The organism is Polaribacter sp. IC066, from assembly GCF_007997085.1.
Lineage (GTDB): Bacteria > Bacteroidota > Bacteroidia > Flavobacteriales > Flavobacteriaceae > Polaribacter.
In genome coordinates, this window is record NZ_VORR01000017.1 from 1 (window position 1) to 25,884 (window position 25,884).

The window sequence follows — 25,884 nt, forward strand, 5'->3', positions numbered from 1 at the left end:
ATTTTAATATCGACACATAGTTGGTGAAAAATTCTGACTTTTTATGGGTATCACAAAAAGTAGCACTAAGTTCTGATAAATTTTTAATATCTTTGGTATGTAGCATTTTTAGCGTATTGGAATTACACCTTTAAGGTACTGAAATTTAGAAACTTAAAGGAATAAAAATGCTACTTTTTTTATTCTTTTTCTCTTTGTTTTCAAGGGGTAGTGACCTGCGAAACTTGAGTACTTTACTGCACAATCGAATACAAGATGAAATTGAAACTTATATGAAAGATGGTATGTCATTATACAGTAGGAGACATTTAAGGTTGATGAAAGACCATTTTAGACCTAATTTTAAATTAAAAGAATATAAGCCAAAGACTTATAAAGTATATCTAGTTAATTGTCAAAATAAAAATGGAGAAATAATGAATAGAAAATTCTCTGATTTGAAAATATATTTAGAAGATCTTTATCGCGTATTTAACGCTATTTTAAAGGATGAGCTTCTCGATGTTGTTTAATAAAATATATTTTATATTGACTATTTGATAGGACTTGTAAAATGAAGTATTTATTGTTTACTTCGGAATACCCTAAAATTGCTATTTATAGAAAGGTTTTATATATTAACTTAATTTTAATAATTAGTTGAAAATAAACAGATAATCAACCACAAAATTAAACTATTCAAAAAAGGTTTGAATAGTTCAACGAATGCGTGTATTTTAGTGTAAAATATGAAGAAGAAAAATAGCTATAATTATATAGATTTATTCGCGGGTGCGGGCGGTTTGACTATTGGTTTTGGTAATAAGGGGTTTCATCTCGAAATGGCAAATGATATCGCTGAACCAGCGTTGAATACCTTGAAGAAAAATCTTATAAAAACGCATCCTAAAACGAATGAAGATCGAGTAATTTTAGGAGATATTAAGGAACTCTACGAGCACCTTGGGAATGGTGATGTTATTTATGATATGCAAGGTCATACTGTTATAGAGACTAAAAAAGAAGTTGAACTTCGTAAAAAAGCGCGCTCCATTAAAGGTAATGATGCTGTAAAAAATATTCTTTCAGGCATAAGTCATATTGATGTGTTGATAGGAGGTCCTCCCTGTCAAGGGTTTTCCATGATAGGTCGCTCAAAAAAAGCTACTTTGCAAGAACGTACAAAGGGTTTTATTGACGACCCAAGAAACCAACTATTTAAATATTATTTAAAATTTGCAGAAAAGCTATCGCCTAAACTTGTATTAATTGAGAACGTAAAAGGATTAGCATCAGCTTCAGTTTACAGGGATTTAATTGAAAAATCATTACAAGTTACAGGTGAATACGGATACGACACATCTTCTCAAATACTAAATGCAAAATATTTTGGCCTTGCTCAAAATAGAGAACGTATTTTTTTCATTGGTGTGCGTAAAGATTTAGCGGAAAAATATGCTATTAATGCCTCTACAATTTTTGAAGAAATTATAAAAACAAAAAAGGATCCTTTAAAATTAAAAGATGTTATTTTTGATTTACCACAGATAAAATCGAATCCTAAACCTAACAATTATAAGGAGGAATCCGAGATTGCATTTAGTGAAATCGGGGTTTGTTTTGGGAAAAACATTTCTAATGAATCATATAAAGATTTGTTAAATAAAAACGGCTGTAGTAAATATCTTTCTTCCATAAATACTTATAATGGTAGATTAATGATACCTAAATATTTGTTTAATCATAAATCTAGGTATAATAACGAGCGCGATTTATTTATTTATAGAAACCTTGTAGCGGGAAAATATTTAAATGATTCTGTGAATAAAAAAGCACTTTCAAAAGTTACTTATGGTGTTTTTACTGATAAAAATGGAAATAAAAAAGTGAAAGGATTTGGAGACAAGTATTTTAAACTTAACCCTGAAAGTGTCTCAAAAACAATAATAGCTCATTTAGAAACAGATGGCAATTCATATGTCCATCCTGGAGAAAATCCTAGAAGTATTACACCTAGAGAAGCCGCAAGAATACAATCTTTTCCTGATTGGTATTTTTTTACGGGTAGTACTAGAAATCAGTTTAAACAAATAGGAAATGCTGTTCCACCATTGTTAGGAGGTGTATTTGCGGCACAATTTAAAAACATATTAGACCTTATTTGTCAAGATGGAGCATAAAAAATTAACGTTTATTGATTTATTTTCGGGTTGTGGCGGTTTATCTGAAGGATTTCTAATGTCAGGGAAATACCATGCTTTAGCCCACATCGAATGGGAAATTCCAATGGTAAGGACTCTTAGATCTAGACTTGAGAAAAAATGGAAACATACTAATGAAGAGGCATTTAAAAGAGTTTTACATTTTGATATTCAGAAAACCGATGAGTTGATCAATGGTAGTTGGAAAGAGGAAACTATTAAAACTTTTGGCAACACTAATCACAAGGAGATCATAGATCATGGGTTAAGAGGCCTTATAGGAAGAACAGAAGTTGATCTTGTAATTGGAGGGCCTCCTTGTCAAGCATATTCAGTAGCTGGCAGAACACAGGATAAAAACTCTATGAAAGACGATTATCGAAATTATCTTTTCGAGAGCTTTATTAAAGTTGTTGAGGAATTTCAACCATCTATATTTGTATTTGAAAATGTACCAGGTATATTAAGTGCTTATCCCGGTGATAAGAGGGTTACTGAAAGAATCTACGAATATTTTCATGAACATGGTTATGACATAAAAAGACCGGAAAAACTTAAAAGTGTTATACAGTCTGCTAGTGATTTTGGGGTTCCACAAAAACGAGACCGGGTTATAATTATTGGCATAAAAAGAGCTTTTAAGACTGAAGACTTCAATTTAGAAACTATTTATGAGGCAATTGATCGTCAGAAAATAAAAACACCTAAAACTATAAGGCAAGCGATCAATCATCTACCAAAGTTTAAACCAACAAAAGAAATTATAAAAATAAATGGTAGAAAATATTCTCATGTACCAATTAACAAGGACGAAATTATTGAAGAAAATCATAAGCCAAGATTTCATAATGAGCGCGATGTTAAAGTATTTGAAGAATGGATTTTAAAAAACATGAATAAACGTTCTATTTTAGAACGAATTCAGTTTTATAACTCCCTTTTAGGAAAGAACTCTAAACATGCTAAATATAGAAGCTTGTCATGGGACAAACCATCCCAAACAATTGTAGCACATTTATACAAAGACGGATTGATGTTTATTCATCCTGACGCTAATCAAGCAAGAAGCATAACTGTTAAGGAAGCTGCGCTTCTTCAATCTTTTCCTGATGATTTTGAATTTAAAGAACGTATGGGGTACAATTATAAAATGATTGGCAACGCTGTCCCTCCCCTGATGGCTGAAAAAATAGCTATAGCTATTGCTGATGTTATCAATAATTATACAACTAAATAACATTAACCAAAATAAGCTTTTTATTTTAGTTGTATTTCCTCTCTAAAACTTATACTCTCCCAAAGGTTTCGGAAAATCTTCTGGATTCGCAGCTAAATGATAACGAGGATCATCGATATCCTCTAAAATAACATCTTTAAAGTTAGGACTTGCTTTCTGAAGTAAAACCTTACAATCTTTACTTAAGTGTTTTAGAGTAATTTTTTTATTGGCAGCTTGGTATTTCTCTACCAAAGCAGAAATAGCTTCAATACCAGAGTGATCTGAAATACGTGCTTCTACAAAATCAATTTCTACTTGTTCAGGATCTGTTTTTACATCAAACTTTTCATTAAATGCAGAGATGCTTCCAAAGAAAAGAGGTCCCCAAATTTCGTATACTTTGGTCCCATCTTCTCTAAAACGTTTTCTAGCTCTAATCTTTTTAGCATTTTCCCAAGCAAAGACAAGTGCAGAAATAATAACACCCACAAAAACGGCAATGGCTAAATCAAAAATTACAGTCACTGCAGAAACGATAATCAGCACAAACGCATCAGATTTCGGAATTTTCTTTAAAATTCTAAAACTAGACCAAGCAAAAGTTTCTATAACCATCATAAACATCACACCAATTAAAGCAGCAATGGGCACTTGTTCTATTAATTTATCAGTAAAAAGGATAAAAGATAATAAGGTAACAGCCATAATAATACCAGACAAACGACCACGACCACCAGCATTAATATTAATTACAGTCTGCCCAATCATACCACAACCACCTGTTCCGCCAAAAAGACCACTTAAAATATTTCCTGCACCTTGTGCCACACATTCTTTGTTTCCGTTTCCTCTTGTTTCTGTTAACTCGTCTACTAAATTCATGGTCATTAAAGACTCAATTAGACCAACCGAGGCTGCTAAAAAAGCAAAAGGTAAAATAAAGGTAAAAGTGTCTAGATTAATGGGTAAGTTTTGCCAAAGCTCTAAATTAGGCGTCGGGAATTCTCCTTTTAAACCCGTTCCGCCACCTTCTATAATATAAGAACCTACGGTAGAAACTTCTAAACCAGAAAAGATAACAATAAAAGTAGTCACTAAAATAGCGGTTAATGAAGCGGGTAATTTGGTAGTAAGTTTTGGTAATAACCAAATAATAGCCATGGTTAAAGCTACAAAACCAAGCATAATATATAATTCTGTGCCTTGCATAAAAGTACTCACGTAATTTTTCACACCCTCTGCAGAAACTTCTAAAGACTTATGAGAAAACATTTTTACTTGTGCCCAAAAGATAACGATTGCCAGTCCGTTTACAAATCCCATCATTACAGAATGCGGAATTAAACGTACAAATTTTCCTATTTTAAAAACGCCAGCCAATACTTGAATTACGCCCATTAAGATAACACAAGCAAGAAGGTAAAAATAACCCATATTATCTACAGGGCTGTCAAACAACATTCCTTTGGTGTGTCCTTCAGAAATCATTGCTACAAAAATAACGGCAACTGCACCGGCTGCTCCAGAAATAAGACCTGGTCTACCGCCAAAAATAGCAGTAATCAAACCAATAATAAACGCTCCTGAAAGTGCCACTAAAGGATCTATTTGAGCCACAAAAGCAAATGCAACAACTTCTGGAATCATTGCTAATGAAACGGTAATACCTGCCAAAATATCATCTTTGGCGTTCGGTGTTATCTTTTTTATAAAATCTGTCATTTTTTTTGCTTACTTTTAGAAGTCGGCAAAGATAGAAGGTTTTTTAAGAAAACGGCTGTTCTTGAAAAGTATCGTAGACTAATTTGATATTTGCATAGGTATTTAGCAAAGCTTGGTCGGTTTCCGCTTTATTTTTAAAAAGTACTTCTGTGATTCCTTCTTCTATTTGCGGAATTAGTTTTTTATTATAATTAGAGTGCATTAAAAACCAATGCGTTTCTTTTAATTTCACACCGTTTTCGTGATATATGTGATAGGTTGTAAGTAGTTTTTTTATAATTGATAAATCAAAAATGGCACATTCTTCTTCAACCTCTCTAATAGCAGCGGTTTCAATGGTTTCTCCTTTTTCTATTTTCCCTTTTGGTAAGTCCCAAACGTTATTTCTAAAAATAAAAAGCACCTCTTTTTTTGCGTTTAAAACCAACCCTCCGGCAGCTGGTACCACTTTTAAATTTTGCAAAAAAGTTTGCCAATCTTCTTCTAAATCAGAACTATATAGCGTAATACCACGAATAGAATTATGCTTAAGTTTGTAGATAATTTCATCAAAAATTATTTCTTTAAAAAGATACACAGGATAATCATTTTCTTTTTTTAGCGAAGATGTGATAATAATTGGGGTATCATTTACAAAAACATTATACATTTGCGGTATGATTTTAAACAAAGATACAGCAAAAAAAACGGCTGAACATTTATTGCAAATTAAAGCAATAAAGTTAAAACCGCATGAACCATTTCAATGGGCTTCAGGTTGGAAATCTCCGATATATTGCGATAATAGAATAACCTTATCGTATCCTTCTGTTCGTATTTTTCTGAAAGAGGAAATGGCCAAAATTGCAGAACTAGAATATGGCAAACCAGATGTAATTGCTGGCGTGGCTACAGGAGCAATTGCTATTGGTATTTTAGTAGCACAAGAGCTAGGAGTTCCTTTTGTGTATGTGAGACCAGAACCAAAACAACATGGTAGAAAAAACCAAATAGAAGGGCATCTAGAAAGCGGGCAAAATGTTGTGGTTATAGAAGACTTAATTAGTACAGGCAATAGTAGTTTAAATGCGGTAGCTGCTTTAAAAGAAGCGGGTGCTGTTGTAAAAGGTGTGGTCGCTATTTTTTCTTACGGATTTGATGAAGCTACCCAAAACTTTAAGAATCACAATGTGAATTTAAAGACCTTAAGCAACTATGAAAACCTATTGGAGCAGGCTTTAGATAGCAACTATATTTCTGAAAAGGAATTAGTTATTTTGCAAGAATGGAGAGCAAACCCTAGCCAATGGAATCAATAAAAATTAGATAGTATGAATATAGAAGGGAATAAAGTAACGGTAACAAAATCTCAAAAAGAAACGTACGAGTTCTTATCTGATTTGAAAAATTTTGAACAATTAATGCCAGCGTCTATTCAGAAATTTGAGGTAGACGGCGATTCCTTTCTTTTTGGTTTAAAAGGAATGCCTGAAATTAGATTGATTTTAAAAGAAAAAACTGAATATTCTAACATTACTTTAGGTGCCGCAAGCAGCAAGTTAGATTTTGAATTAATTGCAGATATTACAGAACTTGATATGAATTCTAGCAAGGTACAGTTGCATTTTAACGGCAAGTTTAATGCAATGATGGCAATGATGGTAAAAAGACCTTTAAATAGTTTTATTGTAGCTTTAACAGACAATTTACAAAAGGTTTAAGCAATAGATATTTCTTTAATCCTGAATTCTTTGGTAGTTTCATCTGCCAATTCTACTTGAAGATTTCCTTCAACAGAAATACCCGTTATCATACCCATAAATAAAACATCAGTACTATCTTTAAACATAGTGGGGATGTTTTTTTTATACAATACATTTAAATAATCATTTTCTAATTCTGTGTATTTTTTTGCCTTTACCAACTTTACACGCTTTTTTATCTGGGCAATAATTTCGAAAAGTAAACTATCTAGGTCGTAGTTATTTTGGGTAATTTTTTTAAGAGAAGATGCGTTTTCAAGAAAATCTGGAAACTTTATTTGGTTTACATTTAAACCAATACCAACAATAGATGCGTAAATGTCATTACTTCGGATGCTGTTTTCTATTAAAATGCCACATATTTTCTTATTTGCTGACAGAATGTCGTTGGGCCATTTAATAGAAAGCTTTCCAATTTCTTTGGTATAAAGAACATCGAATATTGCCAAGCTAATGGCAAAATTCAGGTATTTTTGATTGATTATTTCTAAATTAAAACCATTTATAAATACACTCATAGTAAGGTTCTTACTTGGTTCAGATACCCATGAGTTTGCTTGCTGACCGCGCCCATTAGTCTGCTCTTTAGTAACCACAACTGTATAGTTTTCTAGGACAGAATTTTGGGACAATTCTTTTAAAAAAGAGCTGGTAGAAGCAATGGCATTAAGTTTGATTAATTTCAAGTGTTAAATAATGTGTAAACTAGTTCAATATTACGCATAAAACTCGTAAAAAAATAATAACTTTGCACTAAATTAGAGAAGACATTAATGGCAAAAAAGCACGTAAGTACAGACGAATTAATCGCTGTAATTATCAAGGGAATAGATGATGTTAAAGGAGAAAACATTCAGTTACTTGATTTAAGAGATTTAGAGAATACAGTTTGCGATTATTTTATAATATGTTCAGGAAATTCTAATACGCAAGTAAATGCAATTTCTGGTTCTGTTCAAAAAGTAGTGAGCAAAGAGCTAAAAGATAAGCCTTGGCATATAGAAGGACAAACAAATTCTGAATGGATATTGATGGATTATGTGAATGTGGTTGTTCATGTTTTTCAAAAGCATGTTAGAGACTTTTATGACATAGAAAGCCTTTGGGGTGATGCAAAAATTACCGAAATTAATCCAGTTTAACCTTTTTGATTTTATAAAAAAATGAGTGACTCAAATAAAGATAAAAAAACCAATTTACCTAAATTTAAATTTAGTTCTTATTGGATTTACGGTGCAGTTTTGATTGCGATCATTGCTGTACAATTTTTTAGTAGTGGAGATTTAGCTTCAAAAAGTATCTCAAAAAATAAGTTTGAGGAAATTTTAAGAGATAACGATATCAAGAAAATTGTTGTGTTAAACAAAGATGTTGCGCAACTTTTTTTAACACAAGAAGCGTTAAGTAAATCAAAACACAAAGAATTTACATCTTCTACGTTTTATAGACCTGGCTCTGCCGTTTATGAATACAATTTTGGAGATCAAAGAACTTTTGAAGAAAATATTGCACAAGCAAAATTAGAAAATAATTTAATTGTAGATATCGACAACAAAGAAAGAACAAGTATTTTTGATGCAGTTCTTGGCTTTTTACCTTTTATTATTTTAATCGCTATTTGGTTATTCTTTATGAAAAGAATGTCTGGTGGTGGATCTGGATCTGGTGGCGGAGGTCAAATTTTTAGCATTGGTAAATCAAAAGCTAAACTATTTGATAAGGACACAAAAGTAAAAACAACTTTTGAGAATGTAGCAGGTTTAGAAGGGGCAAAAGAAGAGGTACAAGAAATTGTAGACTTTTTAAAGAATCCAGAAAAATATACTTCGTTGGGAGGTAAGATTCCGAAAGGAGCTTTATTAGTAGGGCCTCCAGGAACAGGGAAAACGTTATTAGCAAAAGCAGTGGCAGGAGAGGCAGATGTTCCTTTCTTTTCGCTATCGGGTTCAGATTTCGTAGAGATGTTTGTAGGTGTTGGTGCTTCTAGAGTTAGAGACTTGTTTAAACAAGCTGCGCAAAAATCACCCTCTATTATCTTTATTGATGAAATTGATGCCGTAGGTAGAGCGCGTGGAAAAAATAGTATGACTGGTGGTAACGACGAACGTGAAAACACCTTAAATCAGTTATTAACAGAAATGGATGGTTTTGGTACAGATACCAATGTTATTGTAATTGCCGCCACCAACAGAGCAGATGTTTTAGATAGTGCTTTATTGCGTGCAGGTCGTTTTGATAGACAGATTTATGTAGATCTACCAAACATTAACGAAAGAAAAGAAATTTTTGAAGTGCATATTAAGCCTTTAAAAATGTCTGATGATGTTAAGGTTGAATTTTTAGCACAACAAACACCTGGTTTTTCAGGAGCAGATATTGCAAATATGTGTAATGAAGCTGCTTTAATTGCTGCAAGAACTGGTAAAAAAGCAATTCATCATCAAGATTTTTTAGATGCTGTAGATAGAATTGTTGGCGGTTTAGAAAAGAAAAATAAAGTAATTACACCAAAAGAAAAGAAAGTAATCGCTTTTCACGAAGCGGGTCATGCAACTGTAAGTTGGATGTTAGAGCACGCTGCGCCTTTGGTTAAAGTTACTATTGTACCTAGAGGGCAATCTTTAGGAGCTGCTTGGTATTTACCCGCAGAAAGATTGATTGTTCAAACAGAACAAATGTTAGATGAAATGTGTGCTACTTTAGGCGGTAGAGCTGCAGAGAAAATTATTTTTAATAAAATATCTACAGGAGCTTTAAGCGATTTAGAGAAAGTTACCAAACAAGCAAGAGCCATGGTAACGGTATATGGTTTAAACGAAAAAGTAGGTAATATTACATACTACGATTCTTCTGGTAATGATTCTTTTGTAAAGCCTTACAGTGAAGAAACAGGAAAGATGATCGATAGTGAGATCTCTAAAATGATAGAAATTCAGTATCAAAGAGCTATTGAGTTATTATCTAACAACAAAGAGAAACTGACAGTTTTAGCAGAATTATTGTTAGAAAAAGAAGTTATCTTTAAAGATGATCTATTAAAAATCTTTGGAAAAAGACCTTTTGAAGCTTTAGATGCAGAAATAAAAGAAAAAGAAGAAGAGCAAGATTTACCTTCAAAAGAAGAAAAAGTTTCGGAGGAATAAATTTATTTTCAAATGGATTTTTTTAAAAAACTTTTCAATATCCCTGCAAAAGAGGATGAAAATATTCATAAACAGGCTGTCAAGTTAGCACTTGATGACCTGTTTGTGCATAAATTTGTTGAAAAAGGAGGCAAGTTTTTATATTGTGCTAATAAGGAGGAGGTAGTAGAGAACTTCAGAAAGGTAATTTCAGAAAATAATTGGAATGAAATCTGTCTTTTAGATACTAAATTAGCTGCCCTTTGTCATCAGAGAGGTACTTATGTAGTAGATAAGTTTAAAGAACATACACCAATCCTTACTACGTGTGAACATTTAATTGCAGATAACGGAGATATTCTATTTTCATCAAATCAATTAAAAAGCATAAGGTTACAAGAGTTTCCTGATAACTTTATTGTTTTTGCAACTACAAGTCAGTTAGTTAAAGATACAGGACAAGGTTTAACTGGGATAAAAATAAATAATAAAGGTAATTTACCAACCAATATTTGTTCAGTTAAAAATTATAACATTAATAAAAGCGATGATAATTTTTTAAACTATGGTAACAACAACTCAAAAAACTTATATTTGCTGCTATTAGAAGATTTATAATATGCGCAACCTTGTAAGAAGGATTTTTTCTGGAATTGTTTATATCTTAATTTTTATTTCGGCAATTCTATTTTCTGAAGATTCTTACATTTTACTAATCGGTATATTCGGTTTTTTATGTATTTGGGAATTCTCTAGGATGACGAAGCTTAAAAGTTATGCTGCTTACATTTTCTTTCCGATACTGTTATTCTTAATGCTAAAAAGACAAGATAGTTATGCCATTACTGGAATTTTGGCAATTACAATAGGGTCTTCTGTTTTTTTAATGTATCAGCTGTTTGCAAAAAAAGAAATCAGCTTTTCTAATGAACGATCTAAACTAGGAGTTTCTATTAGATACGTCATCTTTTCAATGTGTTTTTTAATATTACTTCCTTTTTACGAAGGGAGTTTTCATCCTTATTTAATGATTGGTATTTTATCTATTATTTGGATAAATGACTCTTTCGCTTTTTTGATTGGTAAAAATTTCGGGAAAAATAAATTATTTCCGTCAGTATCACCTAAAAAAACAATCGAAGGCTTTTTTGGGGGACTCGTTTTCTCATTATTAGCAGGAGTATTGATTAGTAAATATAATTTAGATTTTTCAATGATTAATTGGGCTATAATCGCAGTAATTGTTTCTACAATAGGCACTGTAGGAGATTTGGTGGAATCAAAATTTAAAAGACAAGCAAAAATGAAGGATAGTGGAAACATTATGCCAGGTCACGGAGGTATTTTAGATAGGCTCGATAGCTTGTTATTTGCGGCTCCGTTTGTATATTTGTATATTAATTTTATTATTTAACTATGATTCGATTTCATAAAGAAGGTTACAAAATAATTGTAATTACATTCTTATTTACAATAGCTGCTATATTGTTGGCTGAAAAATTTATTGAAATGCTTTGGCTTGAGAAAGCAATTCAGATTATTGCATTAGCTTTTCTAATTATCGTACTTCAGTTTTTTAGAAATCCTAAAAGAATTACCGACTTAAATGAGAACGTTATTATAGCGCCTGTAGACGGTAAAGTTGTAGTCATAGAAGAAGTAGAAGAGCCTGAATATTTTAAAGGCAAAAGAATACAAGTATCTATCTTTATGTCGCCAATAAACGTGCATGTTACAAGATATGCTATGAGTGGTGTTATTAAATATAGTAAATACCATCCAGGCAAATACCTCGTTGCTTGGCATCCGAAAGCATCTACAGAAAATGAAAGAACTACCGTGGTTGTTGAAAACAAAACAATGGGAGAAATACTATACAGACAAATTGCTGGTGCGCTTGCAAAGAGAATTGTAAATTATGCACATGAAGGAGATACAGTTGTGCAAGGCACCGATGCAGGGTTTATAAAGTTTGGCTCTAGAGTAGATGTTTATTTGCCAATTGGTACTCAAATAAAGGTAAGTTTAGGTGATAAAGTTAAAGGTGGTGTCCAAGTCATTGCAGAAAAATAATAGTAATACCAGCGATTTAGATAAAGAGTTTGAGGTAGCATTCAATAAAATATCTAAATTGAAAAAAGCAGTTGCACCAGATGTAATGCTTAAATTTTACGCGTACTACAAGCAAGCAAATTTTGGTAATAAATTTTCATCTAATAGCGGTTTAGATGTGAGAAGCGCATTCAAGTTTAATGCTTGGGTTCAGGTAAACGGCATGTCTGCCGAAGACGCTAAAAAAGAGTACATAGAACTCGCAAACAATATTTTAATTCAAAATAAACTTAAATCATGAAAAAAATAAGTATAATTTCTTTCTTAATTATTGCAACAGCATTTAATTTTTCAGCGTGTAAATCGGAGACTAAACAAGAAGGAGGTAAAAAAACGATAGAGGTAGCAACACCAAAAAGCACTGCACCTTTTGCAGTGATGAATGCTACAAATGATATTAAATTTATTGCCTATAAAACTACTGAAAAAATTGGTGTTGGCGGATGGTTTAAAAAAATAGAAGTACTTTCTGGTGGTGAGGGAACTAGTGTAAAAGAAGCAATTAACAATACAGCCTTTTCGATACCTATTAGTGGTTTGTACACAAAAGATACAAGTAGAGATTATAAAATTCAGAAATTCTTTTTTGGTATGATGGAAAACACCGCATCATTATCAGGCAAATTAACGATTACAGATGATACTACAGGAATTGCAGAAATAAAGATGAATGGTATTACAAAAGAAGTGCCTTTTACCTACACGATAGTCGATAAAACGTTTAGCATGACTTCTACTATGGATGTTACTAACTGGAAAGCGACACAAGCTTTAGCTTCTCTAAATAAGGTATGTGAGCTTTTACATACGGGTGCAGATGGGGTTTCTAAAACTTGGAGTGAAGTTTCTTTAAATATTACATCTACGTTCTAGTTGCGTATAAAGAAAATAAAAAAGGTATAAAATTTTTAAATTTTATACCTTTTTTTTGTTCTAATTTTTACAAGTAATTAGTTGTTTATTTTTTCTGCGGAGTATAAGGGGATACTTTAATTGTTTTAAAAAGGTATCTGTAACTTGGTTATGCATAAAGATTCTTTTTGAGTTTTTAATTTTGTGTTTAATCGAAGAAATGAACAACCTCGAGGCAGAGCCATCGAGGTATCAAGCGGAAAAAAACCATATTTTTAGTTTGATGAAAACCCAGGATTTCAAACTTTAATCTTGACCACCGACGCAGGGAGTCGGGGAATTCTATCGATTAAATTAGCTTAATTCTATTGATATGCGCAACCCTTTTGTGAAACAATAATTGGTTAATAATAGAAAATAGAGTTTATTAAATCAACTTTTTTATAAATTTTTTAAAGCTTTTCCTAATTTTGCATATTTAAAAATATATCCATCGTCTTTGATTTTTTTTGCGGAAATTCTGCTGCCTTTTAAAAGGATCACAGATAAATCTCCAAATAATAGTTTTAACATAAAACCAGGTACGCAGACACCAAGATAAGGTTTATGAATGCTTTTTGCTAATGCTTTTGAGAATGTTATACTTGTATGATGCTCTGGCGCAACCGCATTATAAATACCCTTTAAATTACCTTCAATTGTTTGGATGTACATTTCGCATAAATCGTCTATATGAATCCAAGGTAAATATTGTTTTCCAGAACCTATGGGAGATATTACAGGCAATCTCATTTTTTCTAAAGCACCTCCTTTTTTAGACAAAACAATACCAGTTCTTAAAATGGTTACAGGGATTTGCAAGCTTTCAAATTGATGGGCAGCATCTTCCCACTTTTGACACACTTCGCCTAAAAAATCATCTCCAACTTTTGCTGTTTCTTTAAAAATAGTATCTGTGGTTATCGCTCCATAATAACCAATTCCTGAAGCAGAGATAAGACCTTTTATAGGGATGTTATTTTCTTTTATCGTGTTAAAAAGTAAATTTGCAGTTTCAACTCTGCTATCGATAATGATTTCTTTACGTTTATCCGTCCAGCGTTCATCTGCAATGCCTGCACCTGCTAAATGGATGATATAATCTACTTTATTAAAAGCAGCTTTATCAATATATTTTTTAGCAATATCCCATTTAAATTCGTTTTCTTTTTCAGGACTTCTGCTTAAGATTACAACATCATGATTTTTTTCAATCAACATTTCTGTAAGTCTAGTGCCCACTAAACCTGTACCTCCGGTTATTAGTATTTTTCCCATATTGTAAAGATAAAAAAAACCGTAATCGAAAAGATTACGGTTTTGATAGATAATTTTTATTAGCTTATTTAATCTCTTTCATTGCGTTTGTAATCAATGTTTTTAAGTGATTTTTATGCGCTTTTGTAGCAATATCACCTTTAGCATTACTTACCCACATTTTAATGTTATTTAAATTATAAATAGCCATCGATTTAGAAGCTACAGAAAATCTACTACTTGCTTTGCCAGTAAGCATACCAATTAATTGTTTGGTATACACAGCTTGTAAATTTTGACGAAAAGAGTTAATGCTACCATACACATCTGGTTTAAACATCATATTATTTAAATCGGTCATAAAAGCAGATAATTTATATTCATTGCCATATAATTCTGAATCAGAAATTCTCTGCAAAGTATTAGGATGCATTATATGCGCCAAAACACTGGTTTGATTGCTTAAAACTTGGTCATGAATTTTAGGGTCTTCTGGGCCACCAAAGAAACCATAGCCTCTTCTTTGTTTTGCTAAATAATTATAAACATCATTTGGTGTGTCAAAAGCGTTTGGTGCAAAAATATATGTATCTAAAGTGTTCATTGCTCTTTTTTGGTCTGCTAAACTAACAGGAGTATACGGTTGGGTACCACCTTCTTGGCCAAATGTAGCTCTATCTACATAAACACCACCAATAAATCTAGAGACTACACCACCTGCAATTCTGCTTTGGTTTTGTAACGTTCTGTGAGCTCTTCTTAAATCTTCATAAGTTTCACCTTCTTTTGTAAATTGTGTTTTGATGTTTTTCATCATAGAGTTTACCAACTCAAATCTATTGATAGAATAGGTAATAGGATCGTTAGATAAATCGCCAATCATTACTCTTGGGTCAATTGCTTTTCCAGGAGAACGCATATCATCTGCATCATTACCAAAAATTAATTCTGGTTGTGTAGATTTTTGTAATAATGCGTTTCTTTCTGCATCGCTTTTAAAAGGAGTATAGCCAAATTCAATTGCCCAAACATCATAAGGCCCAACAGCCATGTCAGAATATTGCCCTTGTTTACTTCTGTCATTTGTAATGTTAATTCCTGCATAATCCATCACAGAACCTGTTAACGCTTTACCTTTAATAAAAGCGGCATCTGCTAATTGATCAGGAGAAAATAATTGACTCGCTTTCATATTATGGTTCAGACCTAAAGTATGCCCAACTTCGTGCATAATTAAAGCTTTCATTCCTTCTTTTCTAAGACCTTCCATTTCTAATTCAGTTGCCCCTGCTGCTTGTAAAACTGCAGATCCTAATTGCATATTTTCATGCATGATATGCCCCATAGAGCAGTACATTAAATTATTTTTCTCTACATATTTTTTAACTTCTAATTCTTGAGAAGTTTCTACATTCATATTGGCAGACGCATCATTGTACAATTTGTCTTGAAAAACTCGATTGGTAAAATGTACATATTCTAACATAATATCTGCGCCTAAAATTTCACCAGTTCTTGGGTTCACAAAGCTAGGCCCATAACCACCAAAAGGAGGGTTCGGAGAAGACGTCCAACGTAACACATTATAACGAACATCACCTGCATCCCAAGTTGCATCATCTGGCTGTACTTTTACAACCATGGCATTGTTAAAACCTGCTTGTTCAAAAGCTACATTCCAAGCTAATACACCTTCTTTAATCGTTTCTCTCCATTCTAATGGTGTACTTTTTTCAATCCACCAAGTAATCGGAGTTACAGGTTCAGAAATTGCTGCTTCCGGATTTTTCTTTACCAACTTCCATCTATGAATCATATCTCTATAATTTATAGTTTCTGCGGTGGTCATGTTATTTGTTTGCGTTAAAAAATAACCAACTCTTGCATCATCCATTCTAGCCTCATAATTAGCTTCTGGCATATTCATAAACGTATGAAAAACTTTAATAGAAACATTTCTACCATCAGTTACTGCTGCTCCGCCACCATTTAAGACAGAAGGATTAGAATACACATACTCTGTTTTAACATTGGTGTTTTCTGGATAGTTTTTTATTTCGTTTATTTTAGATTTTGTTTTATCAAAACTACCTAAACTAAAAGCAAGAGGAGACTGACCAGGGAATCTTGGTTGCTTTATTCTGGTAAAAGTTTCAGATAAAAATAAACCATCAGCATCAATTAAATATTCGCCATTTTTATCATCTTCTGCTAAAATTTTTCCGCTGGCAATAATCGCATCACTTATATTTGCTTCCGAAGATTTAGAAAGCGGACTGTTTTCATCAAAAAAAAAGGAAGTATTAGGTGCCAAAAATTCTAATCTATTAAAATATTTTGTAACGTGAATTATAGTGTTTCCTCGAAAAGAACCTCTAAAAGCGCCTGCTTCTGTTACCCCATCTGCAATTTGAGAAAAATAAATAAAGTCTTTATTTAGTTGCTTTTTTTTTACTAATAATTTTACTGCACCGGTAACAGTATCTTGATAAATGGTAAATAATCCTTCAATTTTTTTACTGCTTTTTGTTAAATCGGCAATCGATTTGTCTTTTTTCGTTGAATCTGGCTTTTTTGCAGAGGTTTCTTTTGTGTCTTTTTTCTTTTTCCAAAACTGTGCATTTGTATCTTGAACACCAAACATAGCAAGGGTTAAGAACAATGAACAGAGGATTCTAAATCCTTTTACTTGTAGTTTTTTCATAAACATAAATTGAATTTAATTAGGCTTACAATTTACTTTTTAGATGGCTATAGAACTGTTAATTTTATTATAAAATTAACGATTACCCACAAATTCGGTTTTTCTTAATCATTATACGTTGTGCTAAAATAGTATCAATATAAATAATGCACATATGTATTAAAGCAATGTGAATCTTTTTTAAAGAACAGAATAAAGCTGTATTTTTATGGTGATGAAAAACAAGAAAAATAGAAAAGGATTTGTCTTCAAAACTTATGAGGCAGAAAATGTATCACCTTTTGAAAAATTATTTGAAATTTTTAAAGAGCTGATTACACATACTTCTGGCGATTTTGATGAAGCCATCGATTGGTTGCGTTCTTTAGATGAAGAATACAAACTAACAGACGAAAATTACACGATTGACGATTTTATCGAAGATTTAAAGAAGAAAGGATACATCAAAGAAGAAATTAAAGGAGATGGCACCGGAGGAACAAAAATAACATCCAAAACAGAACGCGCCATTCGTCAGCAAGCTTTAAATCATATTTTTGGTAAAATTAAAAAAAGTGGGGCAGGAAATCATAAAAGTAAAGCATCTGGAATAGGAGATGAGCATACGGGAGATGTAAGGGCTTATCAATTTGGTGATGCGTTAGACAAAGTTTCAGTAACTGAAAGCATTAAAAATGCCCAGATTAACAACGGAATTGATAGTTTTAGTCTAACAGAAAATGATTTGGTTGTGGAGGAAACCATGCATAAAAGCCAAATGAGTACTATCTTGATGATTGATATTAGTCACTCAATGATTTTGTATGGAGAAGATAGAATTACGCCCGCCAAAAAAGTGGCAATGGCTTTGGCAGAATTAATTACAACGCGCTACCCAAAAGATACGTTAGATATTATTGTTTTTGGTAACGATGCTTGGCCAATTAAAATTAAAGATTTGCCGTATTTACAAGTGGGACCTTATCATACAAACACAGTTGCTGGTTTACAATTAGCAATGGATTTACTGCGAAGAAAAAGAAATACCAACAAACAAATTTTTATGATTACCGACGGAAAACCAAGTTGTTTGCGTTTACCAGATGGTCAATATTATAAAAACAGTAATGGTTTAGATAAATACATCGTTGATAAATGTTACGGAATGGCACAACAGGCTAGAAAATTACGTATACCGATTACAACGTTTATGATTGCACAAGATCCTTATTTAATGCAATTTGTTAAAGCCTTTACACAAGCCAACCAAGGAAAAGCATTTTATACAGGCTTAAAAGGTTTGGGTGAAATGATTTTTGAAGATTATGAAACGAATAGGAAAAAGAGGATTAAAGGATAACAAAAAAATGGCTTTTAGCGTTTCGCTATTAGCTAAAAAAACTTAAGAGTAATTGCTAGAGGCGAAAAGCCAACAGTAAAAAGCAAACTAAATGAATATACAAAATATAAAGACAATAGGCGATTTAAAAAAAGCCGGATATCAATCAAAATCAATTAAAGACGAGTTAAGAGAAAACTTAATCAGTAAAATGATGAGTAAGGAAACCGTTTTTAAAGGAATTTATGGATATGAAAGCACTGTAATTCCAGAATTAGAAAGAGCTATTTTAAGCAAGCACAATATTAATTTGTTAGGATTAAGAGGGCAAGCAAAAACACGTTTAGCAAGATTAATGGTGAATTTATTAGATGAATATATTCCGGTTGTAGAAGGTTCAGAAATTAACGACGATCCATTACAACCTATCTCTAGATTTGCGATTGAATTGGTTAAAGAAAAAGGAGATGATACTCCGATTTATTGGTTACACAGAGACGAACGTTTTGCAGAAAAATTAGCAACTCCAGATGTTACTGTAGCTGATATTATTGGGGATGTAGATCCTATAAAAGCAGCCAATTTAAAATTGAGCTATGCAGATGACAGAGTAATTCATTACGGAATGATTCCGAGAGCAAACAGATGTATTTTTGTAATTAATGAATTACCCGATTTACAAGCTAGAATTCAAGTTGCCTTATTTAATATTTTGCAAGAAGGAGATATTCAGATTCGTGGATTTAAAATGCGTTTAAATTTAGACATGCAATTTGTATTTACAGCAAATCCAGAAGATTATACCAATAGAGGTAGCATTGTAACGCCTTTAAAAGATAGAATTGGGTCTCAAATTTTAACACACTATCCAGAAGATATAGAAACGGCAAAATTAATTACACAACAAGAAACTAGCAAAGCAGGTTCTCAAAAAGAGTTTATTCAGGTTCCTGAATTGGCAAAAGATTTGTTAGAGCAAATTGTTTTTGAGGCAAGAGAAAGCGAATATATAGATGCTAAAAGTGGCGTAAGTGCACGTTTAAGTATTTCTGCTTTCGAAAATTTATTGAGCACAGCAGAAAGAAGAGCATTGCTTTCTGGTGATTCTAAAACAATGATTCGTTTAAGTGATTTTGACGGAATTGTACCTGCAATAACAGGGAAGGTAGAATTGGTTTATGAGGGCGAACAAGAAGGCGCACAAATGGTTGCAGAAACCTTAATTAATAATGCGATTAAGACATTGTTTCCAACTTATTTTCCAGAAATAAAAAAGTTAGAAAAACAAGATGCAGAAACACCTTATGATGATGTGATTTCTTGGTTTTTTAATGCAGAAGAAGATTTTGAATTGTTAGATGAATTTACAGATGAACAATACAAAAACGAGCTTGATAAAATTAAACCTTTAGATGCTTTTCTAAAAGCACATCAACCAAACATGAATATAAACGATCGATATTTTGTGAAAGAATATGTGCTATGGGCATTAGTTGAGTTTAAAAAATTAAGCAAGCATCGGTTTGCAGAAGGCACTCAATTTAAAGATCCTTATGGCAGTTTTATGAGCGGATTGTAGAAAAAAAGTGTAGTATTATATGTATTTAAATCTCACAGGCTTCTTGTGCTGAACTCGATTCAGTATCAAAGCCCGTGAGGTTTTTTTTATGAAGTTATAATTGAATTTTAGAATGGTATTTTTATTGAAAGATAATTTTTAAGCAAAAATGATAAGGTTCAGCTTTGTTTTTTAGACCAAAGTGAGAAATCACATAAAGTTACAGACTTTTGAAGTTTCGTATTATAGGATTTCTCAAAAGGTTATCTTGAGCGAAGACTAAAGGTCTAAATGACACAATTTTTGGTTTTTTATGTTGTAATCTAACTTGAAAATAGTAAAATGAACTCTTTTTAAACTTTTCCATATATCTGTATTTTTTTCTGACTTCTTTTAAAACGTATTGCATCAATTTAATTTTATAATTGGGTATGTAAAGGTCTATACCTATTTAATTTAAAATTAATGGATAATCAATATCAGCAGGTGCAACTATTTTTATCGGGTTGTTTCTATCTAGATCCAGTAAAATTCTTAATTCTTTAACCTCATTTATATCAAAGATCAGTATTAAATTTTGATGAGATGTTGGAATAGGAACTTTTCTTTTTTGAGTAGAACAAGCATTATGATCCAACCAATAAGCGACATCAATTTGAGAAACGTAGCTTTTAAATTTTGTAAGTTGCTCACTTGTAAACTGAAAGAAGATATTCTTATACGTGAGCGCATAGGTTTTACAACCTGTACACATAGAAATTTCTCCGTTTTTAACACTTGATATTATTTTTGAATGTTGACACATGATATTTAGTTTAATAGCAATCAGTTTTAATTTGACCGCGATTTATAAAATGATTTAAAGATATTTTTAAATCATTCTTTACAATTTTATCTAACTCGTTCGTTACTCCCTTTTGCATTGCAATAGAACCACAAATCATAATTACATTTCCGTTTTTTAGAACGTTTGTTATTAAGTCAGTATGATTTTTTAAAATATCTTGAACATATATTTTTTCTTGTTGTTCTTGAGAAAAAACAGGGAAAAAAGAAGAAAGTGATTTTTTTTCTAAAGCAACCTTGATCAAATCTTTGTATATGTTTAAAGACTCTTTTGTTTTTCCTCCCCAAAACAAATAAACTTTTTGTTTTTTATTTTTTTGAATCATTCCTAAAAAAGGAGCAATTCCTGTTCCGTTAGAAATTAGGATGATTTCAGTGGCCTTTTCAGGAAAGTGAAACTGCTTATTTTCTTGAATATGGGCACTTAAATTCTCGTTTAAACTGAACTTACTTATGTATGTTGAGCAAGCACCCAACTCATGTTTTTTAATACTTAATAAAATAGTTTTATCGATTTTTGCAACGGAATAGACTCTATTCTTGTTTTCATTTGTTAGGTTGATGGAAAGTAAATCTCCAGAAACAAACTTTATTTTTTCAGTTGGTTTTATTTGGATTAGAAAAGTATCATCAATATTCAAATCCGTTTTTTTAATGATCTTAAAGTCGATGTTTTCTTCGGATGATTTTACGATGTCTTCTTTATGGATTGTAAGCACCAATTGATTGTTAAAACTCCATTCTTTTACCCAAGCTATAAAAGATTTAAAAGATTGATTATCGATTTTAAAAACAGGAATTGTGGGTATAAAATCTTTATGAATTTGCAAACTAGCATGCACTAAAATGGCAAACTTGCAAAATTCAGGATATGCTTTAGAGCCAAAACCAACAACCGCAAATTTTAACATCTTTTGTTGCTTAATTTTGTTGATATTCTTCATAAATTTATTGGCATTTATCGGTGCTTCTCCCGCGCCATATGTTGCTGTAAAAATGATGATGTTTTTTGCTTTTTTATAGGTAGTATATTCGTTTAAGGTGGTAATAAAAACTTTTTTTCTGACCTTTAATAAAGCATAATAAAAAGCATTTGCAAAATTAAAAGTACTACCGGTTTCAGAGCCTACTAATACAATATATTCGGCTTCATCTTTTGTGAATTTATTTCTGATCATTGTTTTAGTTCTTGTTCTTTTTAACGTCATAGAAAAGCCAGAGAAAATAAAGAAAAGTATCGCTAAACAGGATAATAATAAGATAATAGACCAAATGATAGAACCTTTTCCTGTGTGTAAAATGATGCTATAATAACTTACTAAAGAAACCCATCCTTGTTTTTTCTCACTGATAATTTGTCCGTCTTTTTGATGAATTGCTATTTCTTTAGTTTCTAATTTTAAATAAAAATAATCTTCTTCGTCACTAGAAAAAGGAAATTCTAGTTCTTTTACAGCACTTAATTTTGTGGATTTAAAAATTGAAAAATTTGTTGGTTTTATATCTGAACTTGATGGTTTTTGAGCTACCTTTTCATGAACAGCAGCAACGTTAGGAAGTAAAGAGAATTTCTCTAAGGATAAATAAAAGCCCGTAAGTGTTATAATAACAATCGGAATAAAAGCATACCGACTTAAAATAATATGATAATATTGATTAAAATCTTCTTTAACTATTTTTGAAAATATCTTTCTGAAACCACCTTGTCTTTTTGCGATTAAAATAGTGCCTGTAATTGCAATTAATAAAAGTAATAAAGAAACAAAACCAATGATAAATCTTCCTGTTGATTTTAAAAATAAAGAACGATGTAGGTTGGTTGCAAATTCAAAAATGGGGGATTTCTGAATCAGATTACCAATATTTTTACCCGTTTTTGGGTTGATATAGAAAGAGGTACTCTTGCTATCTTTCTTAATTACAGAGGCAGATATAAAATCATTTTCATCAACTTTAATCGTGATAATTTCGTTATACTCCTTTTCTAAAGCTCTAATTGTTTCTGCAATAGAAACGGAACTTATATCTGCAACGTTATAAGGATTTATTTTGTTTGAAATAGGTTCAAAAGCCAAAATAATACCTGTTAAAGAGGCGATAAGAATAAAGAATGCAGAAGATATTGCCAGTGTTAAGTGGCTAAATCTCCATATTGAAATTGTCATTTAGGTTTTGTTATTTTTTAGGTAGTAGATTGATTTTTTTTTGATACCGATTTCACTGATTAAAACAAATGTTTAGGATGTTGTCTTTAAAACGTTTTATCCGTAAAAATCTGTGTAATCTGCGCTAGAATTTTATCCTTTATTTAGGCATCATTCTTACATAACGAATAAACCCTTTTCCTTCAATTTTAGATTTTAAGTTTTCTTTGGTCAAGTCAAACTCAACATCTGAAGTATGATATTCTTGATCTTCTACCGCAGTTTCAAAACGAATTTTGTAGCCTTTATTTAACAGGTTATCATCAATTTTAATCACACTAATTGTGCGTTGGCCACCACCAATTGTGGCACCTGTAATGGCATCAATATTTGCTCTTTTTTTTCCTTGAAATTTCCACCAATCAGTAATGTCAAAATACCATTCGTCATCATTACCTTGCACATAAATAGTTTTTTCATAGCTACCCTCGGGGTTCAATAAGGATATAACAACATAAGCACCTTCTCCTGTGTAATTTTTCATTTGAATCATGCATTTATAGCTGCTTTCAGTATTTTTCTTAAAACTAAACAATGCCGTAATCATTAACAAAAAAGCAGGAATTATAAAGATTAAATTTCTTTTTTTCATTTTAAAAATTTTATTTCAAAAAATTAATATCAACGTTATTTTTCTTCAGTAGTTCGTTTTCAGAAGCCAAATCATAAACGGACTCATTAAAATCTGTTTTTACATTCTTATCAGCACCAATACGCATTAGATATTGAATTATTTTGGTGTCTTTAGCCATCATGGCCGCACTTTGTAAAGCCGTTAAACCTTCCTTGTTTTTAAGGTTAACATTAATATTATAGGGAGCCAATCTTTTTAATAAGGCTAAATTATTTCTTTCAGTAGCAATGTGTAAAAGTGTGTTTCCAGAATTCTGAATTTGATTGAAAACCAATCCATTTTTTTCTAGAAGTTTTAATTTTTCTTCAAAAAGTGTTGGTTTATTTGCTTTATAATTATCAATTAAATAATATGATAAGGTATTATTATTACCATCTTTTGTGTGGATGTCAGCTGTCTTTTCTAGTAAGAATTCAATTACATCTGCAGAATTTTTATGGACTGCCATTACCAGAGCAGAACGTCTATTTTCATCGCTTAAATTATAATCTTTTACATGTTTAGATAAAAATTTTACAACGTCTAAAGTATTGTTCTTTGTGGCATTCATAAAAGGAGAATTGCCTTCATTATCTTGCAAATTTGTATTTACACCTTTATTTATAAAATAAGAATAGGTAGCAAGATCTTTACTATTATAGGCAATTGCATGTAGTGAATTTCTACCTTTTTTATCAATAACATTTACTTTAACGCCTATGCTTTCTAGAAATTTAAAGGTTTTTAAGTTGTTTTTCTTTCTCTGTAAACCCTGACTTGCAAAAATCATTGTACTAGTACCTATCGTTACTTTACGTTTCACCAGCATTTTTAGAAAGGCTATATTTCCTCCTTTAGAGGCATATTCAAAAATTCCATTTCCATCATTATCCTTATCATTTATGGATGCACCATTTGAAGTTAAATATTTTATCAAACTAAAATCTTTAGTATGAGGTGCTATTAGTAAAAGTGCATTTGCACCACTATGATTTTTTTCGGTTTTTATATCTGCACCCATTTTGAATAAGTATTCGTACAATTTTTTGTTTAATTGACCTGCGTTTGCTGTAAAGTTTAGAACCGTATATCCATGACTATCGACCAAATTTGTTTTTGCACCTTTAGAAACTAAATATTTCATCAATTCTAAATTGTTGCTATAAGAAGCCCAGAAAATATAGGTTCTGCCATCGTGTGTTTTTTTGTTCACATCATTTCCTTTTTTAGATAAAAGGTGTTTAATGGTTTTGTTATCTGTTTTTTCTAAAATTGCATATACAACACCATCAAAAGCATTGCTATTTAATTCAGAAATATCGTTTCCTTCCGCTATTTTTTTATCAATAGTATAAATGTTAGGATTTGTTTGCCAGAAGTCTCTTTCATGAAAAATATTAGAATTTTGAGCTGTAAAAGAACCACTTAAAATAAGCGCGAAAACAGATAAAACGTGTAACTTTTTCATCTGATTTATTTTTTAACAAAAGATTCAATAATAGCGTCCATTTTCTTTTTTTCGGTAACATTATCAGATAAATGTTTGTATAGTGGCTTATTATCAACTTTTGCTTCTAATGTTAAATCTGTGTTTCTGCTAAAAATGGCGTCCCATTTGTTTCTAACTATTTCCCATTTTATGTTATTTTTTATCCACCAATCTTTAGCAATTTTACAATTGCTTTCATCTACTCTATTGTAAGTATTATATCCTTTTTCGAAAGCAATTATTTTATCCTTTTGGTCTTTTGTACGAATAACTTTGCTGTTATCTTGGTCATGAACCCAACCCGCATCTGTAATTTCTTGTCTATTTCCTCTTACAGTAATATTGTAATCGCTCCTTTTTGTGTATTCTCTTCTCGGCAAAGGCGCGGTTGTTGTGCTTTCCCAGTAGCTTTTTCCGTCTACATGAACCCAAGTTCCTGAACCTTCGTACCGCGGACTATCGTCTACCTGATATACTTTTTGGGTCCATTGTTTTTTTACATCTTGTTTGTCTTTCTGCTCAAAAGTCCAGTTATTATCGCCGTTATACATGTAAAAATCTTTATTTTGATAGAGCCAATCTTGTCTCCAATGTTTTACGATCATTGGTTTTGCAGGATTACCGACTTGCAGAATATGCTGAATGGAGATTTTATTTTTCTCATTAACCACTAACGCTGCCCATTCTAAACCACTACTAATTTTGTTTTTAGAGGGTTTATAAGTAGAATCTTTACTAGTATTAAAGGTTTCTGCAAAGTTGAAGGTTACTTCAAAACAACCACACATTTCTTTAATGGCATCTTGATCTTTCGTTTTTTTTGACTGTGAAATTACGTGTATTGATAAAAACAGGAACAACGAGCTAACTATTAATTTTTTCATTTTTAAATGTATTTAGGATTATA

At 31.6% G+C, this 25,884-nt stretch carries 23 protein-coding genes; 13 read left to right on the top strand and 10 right to left on the bottom strand.

Features of this window, described 5'->3' with window-relative positions; all coding sequences use genetic code 11:
- Positions 1–728 precede the first annotated feature (728 nt).
- A complete protein-coding gene (locus ES044_RS07595) occupies positions 729–2,159 on the top strand; it encodes a DNA cytosine methyltransferase (RefSeq protein WP_147117449.1) in 1,431 nt (476 codons plus the stop codon).
- A complete protein-coding gene (locus ES044_RS07600; RefSeq protein ID WP_147117450.1) occupies positions 2,149–3,417 on the top strand; it encodes a DNA cytosine methyltransferase in 1,269 nt (422 codons plus the stop codon). The genes ES044_RS07595 and ES044_RS07600 overlap by 11 nt, the downstream gene beginning before the upstream one ends.
- Before the next feature lie 42 nt (positions 3,418–3,459).
- On the opposite strand, the gene ES044_RS07605 is transcribed toward ES044_RS07600, so the two are convergent.
- Entirely contained in the window at positions 3,460–5,121 is a 1,662-nt protein-coding gene (locus ES044_RS07605) for a SulP family inorganic anion transporter (protein WP_147117451.1), read from the bottom strand.
- 43 nt (positions 5,122–5,164) lie between these two features.
- A complete protein-coding gene (locus ES044_RS07610) occupies positions 5,165–5,770 on the bottom strand; it encodes an NUDIX hydrolase (protein ID WP_147117452.1) in 606 nt (201 codons plus the stop codon).
- A gap of 7 nt (positions 5,771–5,777) precedes the next feature.
- Between ES044_RS07610 and pyrE the strand changes: the two genes are divergently transcribed.
- Positions 5,778–6,419, top strand: a complete 642-nt coding sequence (pyrE, locus tag ES044_RS07615) for an orotate phosphoribosyltransferase (RefSeq protein WP_147117453.1) — start codon at positions 5,778–5,780, stop codon at positions 6,417–6,419.
- A gap of 12 nt (positions 6,420–6,431) precedes the next feature.
- Complete coding sequence (locus ES044_RS07620; protein WP_147117454.1) at positions 6,432–6,821, top strand: SRPBCC family protein; 390 nt, start codon at positions 6,432–6,434, stop codon at positions 6,819–6,821.
- Here ES044_RS07620 and ES044_RS07625 read toward each other — a convergent pair.
- Positions 6,818–7,549 carry a biotin--[acetyl-CoA-carboxylase] ligase gene (locus tag ES044_RS07625; protein WP_147117455.1) on the bottom strand — a complete coding sequence of 244 codons (732 nt, stop codon included), beginning with the start codon at positions 7,547–7,549 and terminating at the stop codon, positions 6,818–6,820. The genes ES044_RS07620 and ES044_RS07625 overlap by 4 nt on opposite strands.
- 87 nt (positions 7,550–7,636) lie before the next feature.
- Between ES044_RS07625 and rsfS the strand changes: the two genes are divergently transcribed.
- Genes rsfS through ES044_RS07660 form a run of 7 tightly spaced genes read left to right on the top strand, consistent with a single transcriptional unit; the run spans position 7,637 to position 12,970 of the window.
- Positions 7,637–8,005, top strand: a complete 369-nt coding sequence (gene rsfS / locus ES044_RS07630; protein ID WP_147117456.1) for a ribosome silencing factor — start codon at positions 7,637–7,639, stop codon at positions 8,003–8,005.
- Between the two features lie 21 nt (positions 8,006–8,026).
- Positions 8,027–10,006 carry an ATP-dependent zinc metalloprotease FtsH gene (gene ftsH, locus ES044_RS07635; RefSeq protein ID WP_147117457.1) on the top strand — a complete coding sequence of 660 codons (1,980 nt, stop codon included), beginning with the start codon at positions 8,027–8,029 and terminating at the stop codon, positions 10,004–10,006.
- A gap of 12 nt (positions 10,007–10,018) precedes the next feature.
- Positions 10,019–10,603 carry a hypothetical protein gene (locus tag ES044_RS07640; protein ID WP_147117458.1) on the top strand — a complete coding sequence of 195 codons (585 nt, stop codon included), beginning with the start codon at positions 10,019–10,021 and terminating at the stop codon, positions 10,601–10,603.
- Between the two features lies 1 nt (position 10,604).
- Positions 10,605–11,399: a phosphatidate cytidylyltransferase gene (locus ES044_RS07645; protein ID WP_147117459.1), complete on the top strand. Its 795-nt coding sequence runs from the start codon at positions 10,605–10,607 to the stop codon at positions 11,397–11,399.
- 2 nt (positions 11,400–11,401) lie between these two features.
- A complete protein-coding gene (locus ES044_RS07650; RefSeq protein WP_147117460.1) occupies positions 11,402–12,058 on the top strand; it encodes a phosphatidylserine decarboxylase family protein in 657 nt (218 codons plus the stop codon).
- Complete coding sequence (locus ES044_RS07655) at positions 12,033–12,338, top strand: acyl-CoA-binding protein (protein ID WP_223269080.1); 306 nt, start codon at positions 12,033–12,035, stop codon at positions 12,336–12,338. Before ES044_RS07650 ends, ES044_RS07655 begins: the two co-directional genes overlap by 26 nt.
- Positions 12,335–12,970, top strand: a complete 636-nt coding sequence (locus ES044_RS07660; RefSeq protein ID WP_147117462.1) for a YceI family protein — start codon at positions 12,335–12,337, stop codon at positions 12,968–12,970. The genes ES044_RS07655 and ES044_RS07660 overlap by 4 nt, the downstream gene beginning before the upstream one ends.
- Positions 12,971–13,390: 420 nt before the next feature.
- On the opposite strand, the gene ES044_RS07665 is transcribed toward ES044_RS07660, so the two are convergent.
- Complete coding sequence (locus ES044_RS07665) at positions 13,391–14,266, bottom strand: TIGR01777 family oxidoreductase (protein ID WP_147117463.1); 876 nt, start codon at positions 14,264–14,266, stop codon at positions 13,391–13,393.
- A gap of 64 nt (positions 14,267–14,330) precedes the next feature.
- Positions 14,331–16,949: a zinc-dependent metalloprotease gene (locus tag ES044_RS07670; RefSeq protein ID WP_147117464.1), complete on the bottom strand. Its 2,619-nt coding sequence runs from the start codon at positions 16,947–16,949 to the stop codon at positions 14,331–14,333.
- 214 nt (positions 16,950–17,163) lie between these two features.
- Here ES044_RS07670 and ES044_RS07675 point away from each other — a divergent pair, with 214 nt between their 5' ends.
- On the top strand, positions 17,164–18,288 hold the full coding sequence (locus tag ES044_RS07675) for a vWA domain-containing protein (protein WP_147117465.1): 1,125 nt from the start codon (positions 17,164–17,166) through the stop codon (positions 18,286–18,288).
- Positions 18,289–18,379: 91 nt separating this feature from the next.
- Positions 18,380–19,846: a sigma 54-interacting transcriptional regulator gene (locus ES044_RS07680; RefSeq protein WP_147117466.1), complete on the top strand. Its 1,467-nt coding sequence runs from the start codon at positions 18,380–18,382 to the stop codon at positions 19,844–19,846.
- Between the two features lie 430 nt (positions 19,847–20,276).
- Here ES044_RS07680 and ES044_RS07685 read toward each other — a convergent pair whose 3' ends face one another.
- From ES044_RS07685 to ES044_RS07705, 5 genes are all read right to left on the bottom strand, one after another.
- Positions 20,277–20,630: a DUF6686 family protein gene (locus tag ES044_RS07685; protein ID WP_147117467.1), complete on the bottom strand. Its 354-nt coding sequence runs from the start codon at positions 20,628–20,630 to the stop codon at positions 20,277–20,279.
- 10 nt (positions 20,631–20,640) lie between these two features.
- Positions 20,641–22,836 (bottom strand): PepSY domain-containing protein, encoded by a 2,196-nt coding sequence (locus ES044_RS07690; protein WP_147117468.1) that lies wholly within the window; start codon positions 22,834–22,836, stop codon positions 20,641–20,643.
- A 139-nt stretch (positions 22,837–22,975) separates the two neighbouring features.
- A complete protein-coding gene (locus ES044_RS07695; RefSeq protein ID WP_147117469.1) occupies positions 22,976–23,467 on the bottom strand; it encodes a DUF2271 domain-containing protein in 492 nt (163 codons plus the stop codon).
- Between the two features lie 10 nt (positions 23,468–23,477).
- A complete protein-coding gene (locus ES044_RS07700) occupies positions 23,478–24,956 on the bottom strand; it encodes an ankyrin repeat domain-containing protein (RefSeq protein ID WP_147117470.1) in 1,479 nt (492 codons plus the stop codon).
- Between the two features lie 5 nt (positions 24,957–24,961).
- Positions 24,962–25,861 carry a DUF6607 family protein gene (locus ES044_RS07705; protein ID WP_147117471.1) on the bottom strand — a complete coding sequence of 300 codons (900 nt, stop codon included), beginning with the start codon at positions 25,859–25,861 and terminating at the stop codon, positions 24,962–24,964.
- Positions 25,862–25,884 lie beyond the last annotated feature (23 nt).

Bases quoted from the DNA above. Each gene is read 5' to 3' on its own strand.
- ES044_RS07665 (WP_147117463.1), bottom strand. From the start codon at position 14,266: ATGGGAAAAATACTAATAACCGGAGGTACAGGTTTAGTGGGCACTAGA.
- ftsH (WP_147117457.1), top strand. From the start codon at position 8,027: ATGAGTGACTCAAATAAAGATAAAAAAACCAATTTACCTAAATTTAAA.
- ES044_RS07660 (WP_147117462.1), top strand. From the start codon at position 12,335: ATGAAAAAAATAAGTATAATTTCTTTCTTAATTATTGCAACAGCATTT.
- ES044_RS07700 (WP_147117470.1), bottom strand. From the start codon at position 24,956: ATGAAAAAGTTACACGTTTTATCTGTTTTCGCGCTTATTTTAAGTGGT.
- ES044_RS07705 (WP_147117471.1), bottom strand. From the start codon at position 25,861: ATGAAAAAATTAATAGTTAGCTCGTTGTTCCTGTTTTTATCAATACAC.
- rsfS (WP_147117456.1), top strand. From the start codon at position 7,637: ATGGCAAAAAAGCACGTAAGTACAGACGAATTAATCGCTGTAATTATC.
- pyrE (WP_147117453.1), top strand. From the start codon at position 5,778: ATGATTTTAAACAAAGATACAGCAAAAAAAACGGCTGAACATTTATTG.
- ES044_RS07640 (WP_147117458.1), top strand. From the start codon at position 10,019: ATGGATTTTTTTAAAAAACTTTTCAATATCCCTGCAAAAGAGGATGAA.
- ES044_RS07670 (WP_147117464.1), bottom strand. From the start codon at position 16,949: ATGAAAAAACTACAAGTAAAAGGATTTAGAATCCTCTGTTCATTGTTC.
- ES044_RS07620 (WP_147117454.1), top strand. From the start codon at position 6,432: ATGAATATAGAAGGGAATAAAGTAACGGTAACAAAATCTCAAAAAGAA.
- ES044_RS07610 (WP_147117452.1), bottom strand. From the start codon at position 5,770: ATGTATAATGTTTTTGTAAATGATACCCCAATTATTATCACATCTTCG.
- ES044_RS07685 (WP_147117467.1), bottom strand. From the start codon at position 20,630: ATGTGTCAACATTCAAAAATAATATCAAGTGTTAAAAACGGAGAAATT.
- ES044_RS07690 (WP_147117468.1), bottom strand. From the start codon at position 22,836: ATGACAATTTCAATATGGAGATTTAGCCACTTAACACTGGCAATATCT.
- ES044_RS07680 (WP_147117466.1), top strand. From the start codon at position 18,380: ATGAATATACAAAATATAAAGACAATAGGCGATTTAAAAAAAGCCGGA.
- ES044_RS07695 (WP_147117469.1), bottom strand. From the start codon at position 23,467: ATGAAAAAAAGAAATTTAATCTTTATAATTCCTGCTTTTTTGTTAATG.
- ES044_RS07595 (WP_147117449.1), top strand. From the start codon at position 729: ATGAAGAAGAAAAATAGCTATAATTATATAGATTTATTCGCGGGTGCG.
- ES044_RS07650 (WP_147117460.1), top strand. From the start codon at position 11,402: ATGATTCGATTTCATAAAGAAGGTTACAAAATAATTGTAATTACATTC.
- ES044_RS07600 (WP_147117450.1), top strand. From the start codon at position 2,149: ATGGAGCATAAAAAATTAACGTTTATTGATTTATTTTCGGGTTGTGGC.
- ES044_RS07605 (WP_147117451.1), bottom strand. From the start codon at position 5,121: ATGACAGATTTTATAAAAAAGATAACACCGAACGCCAAAGATGATATT.
- ES044_RS07645 (WP_147117459.1), top strand. From the start codon at position 10,605: ATGCGCAACCTTGTAAGAAGGATTTTTTCTGGAATTGTTTATATCTTA.
- ES044_RS07675 (WP_147117465.1), top strand. From the start codon at position 17,164: ATGAAAAACAAGAAAAATAGAAAAGGATTTGTCTTCAAAACTTATGAG.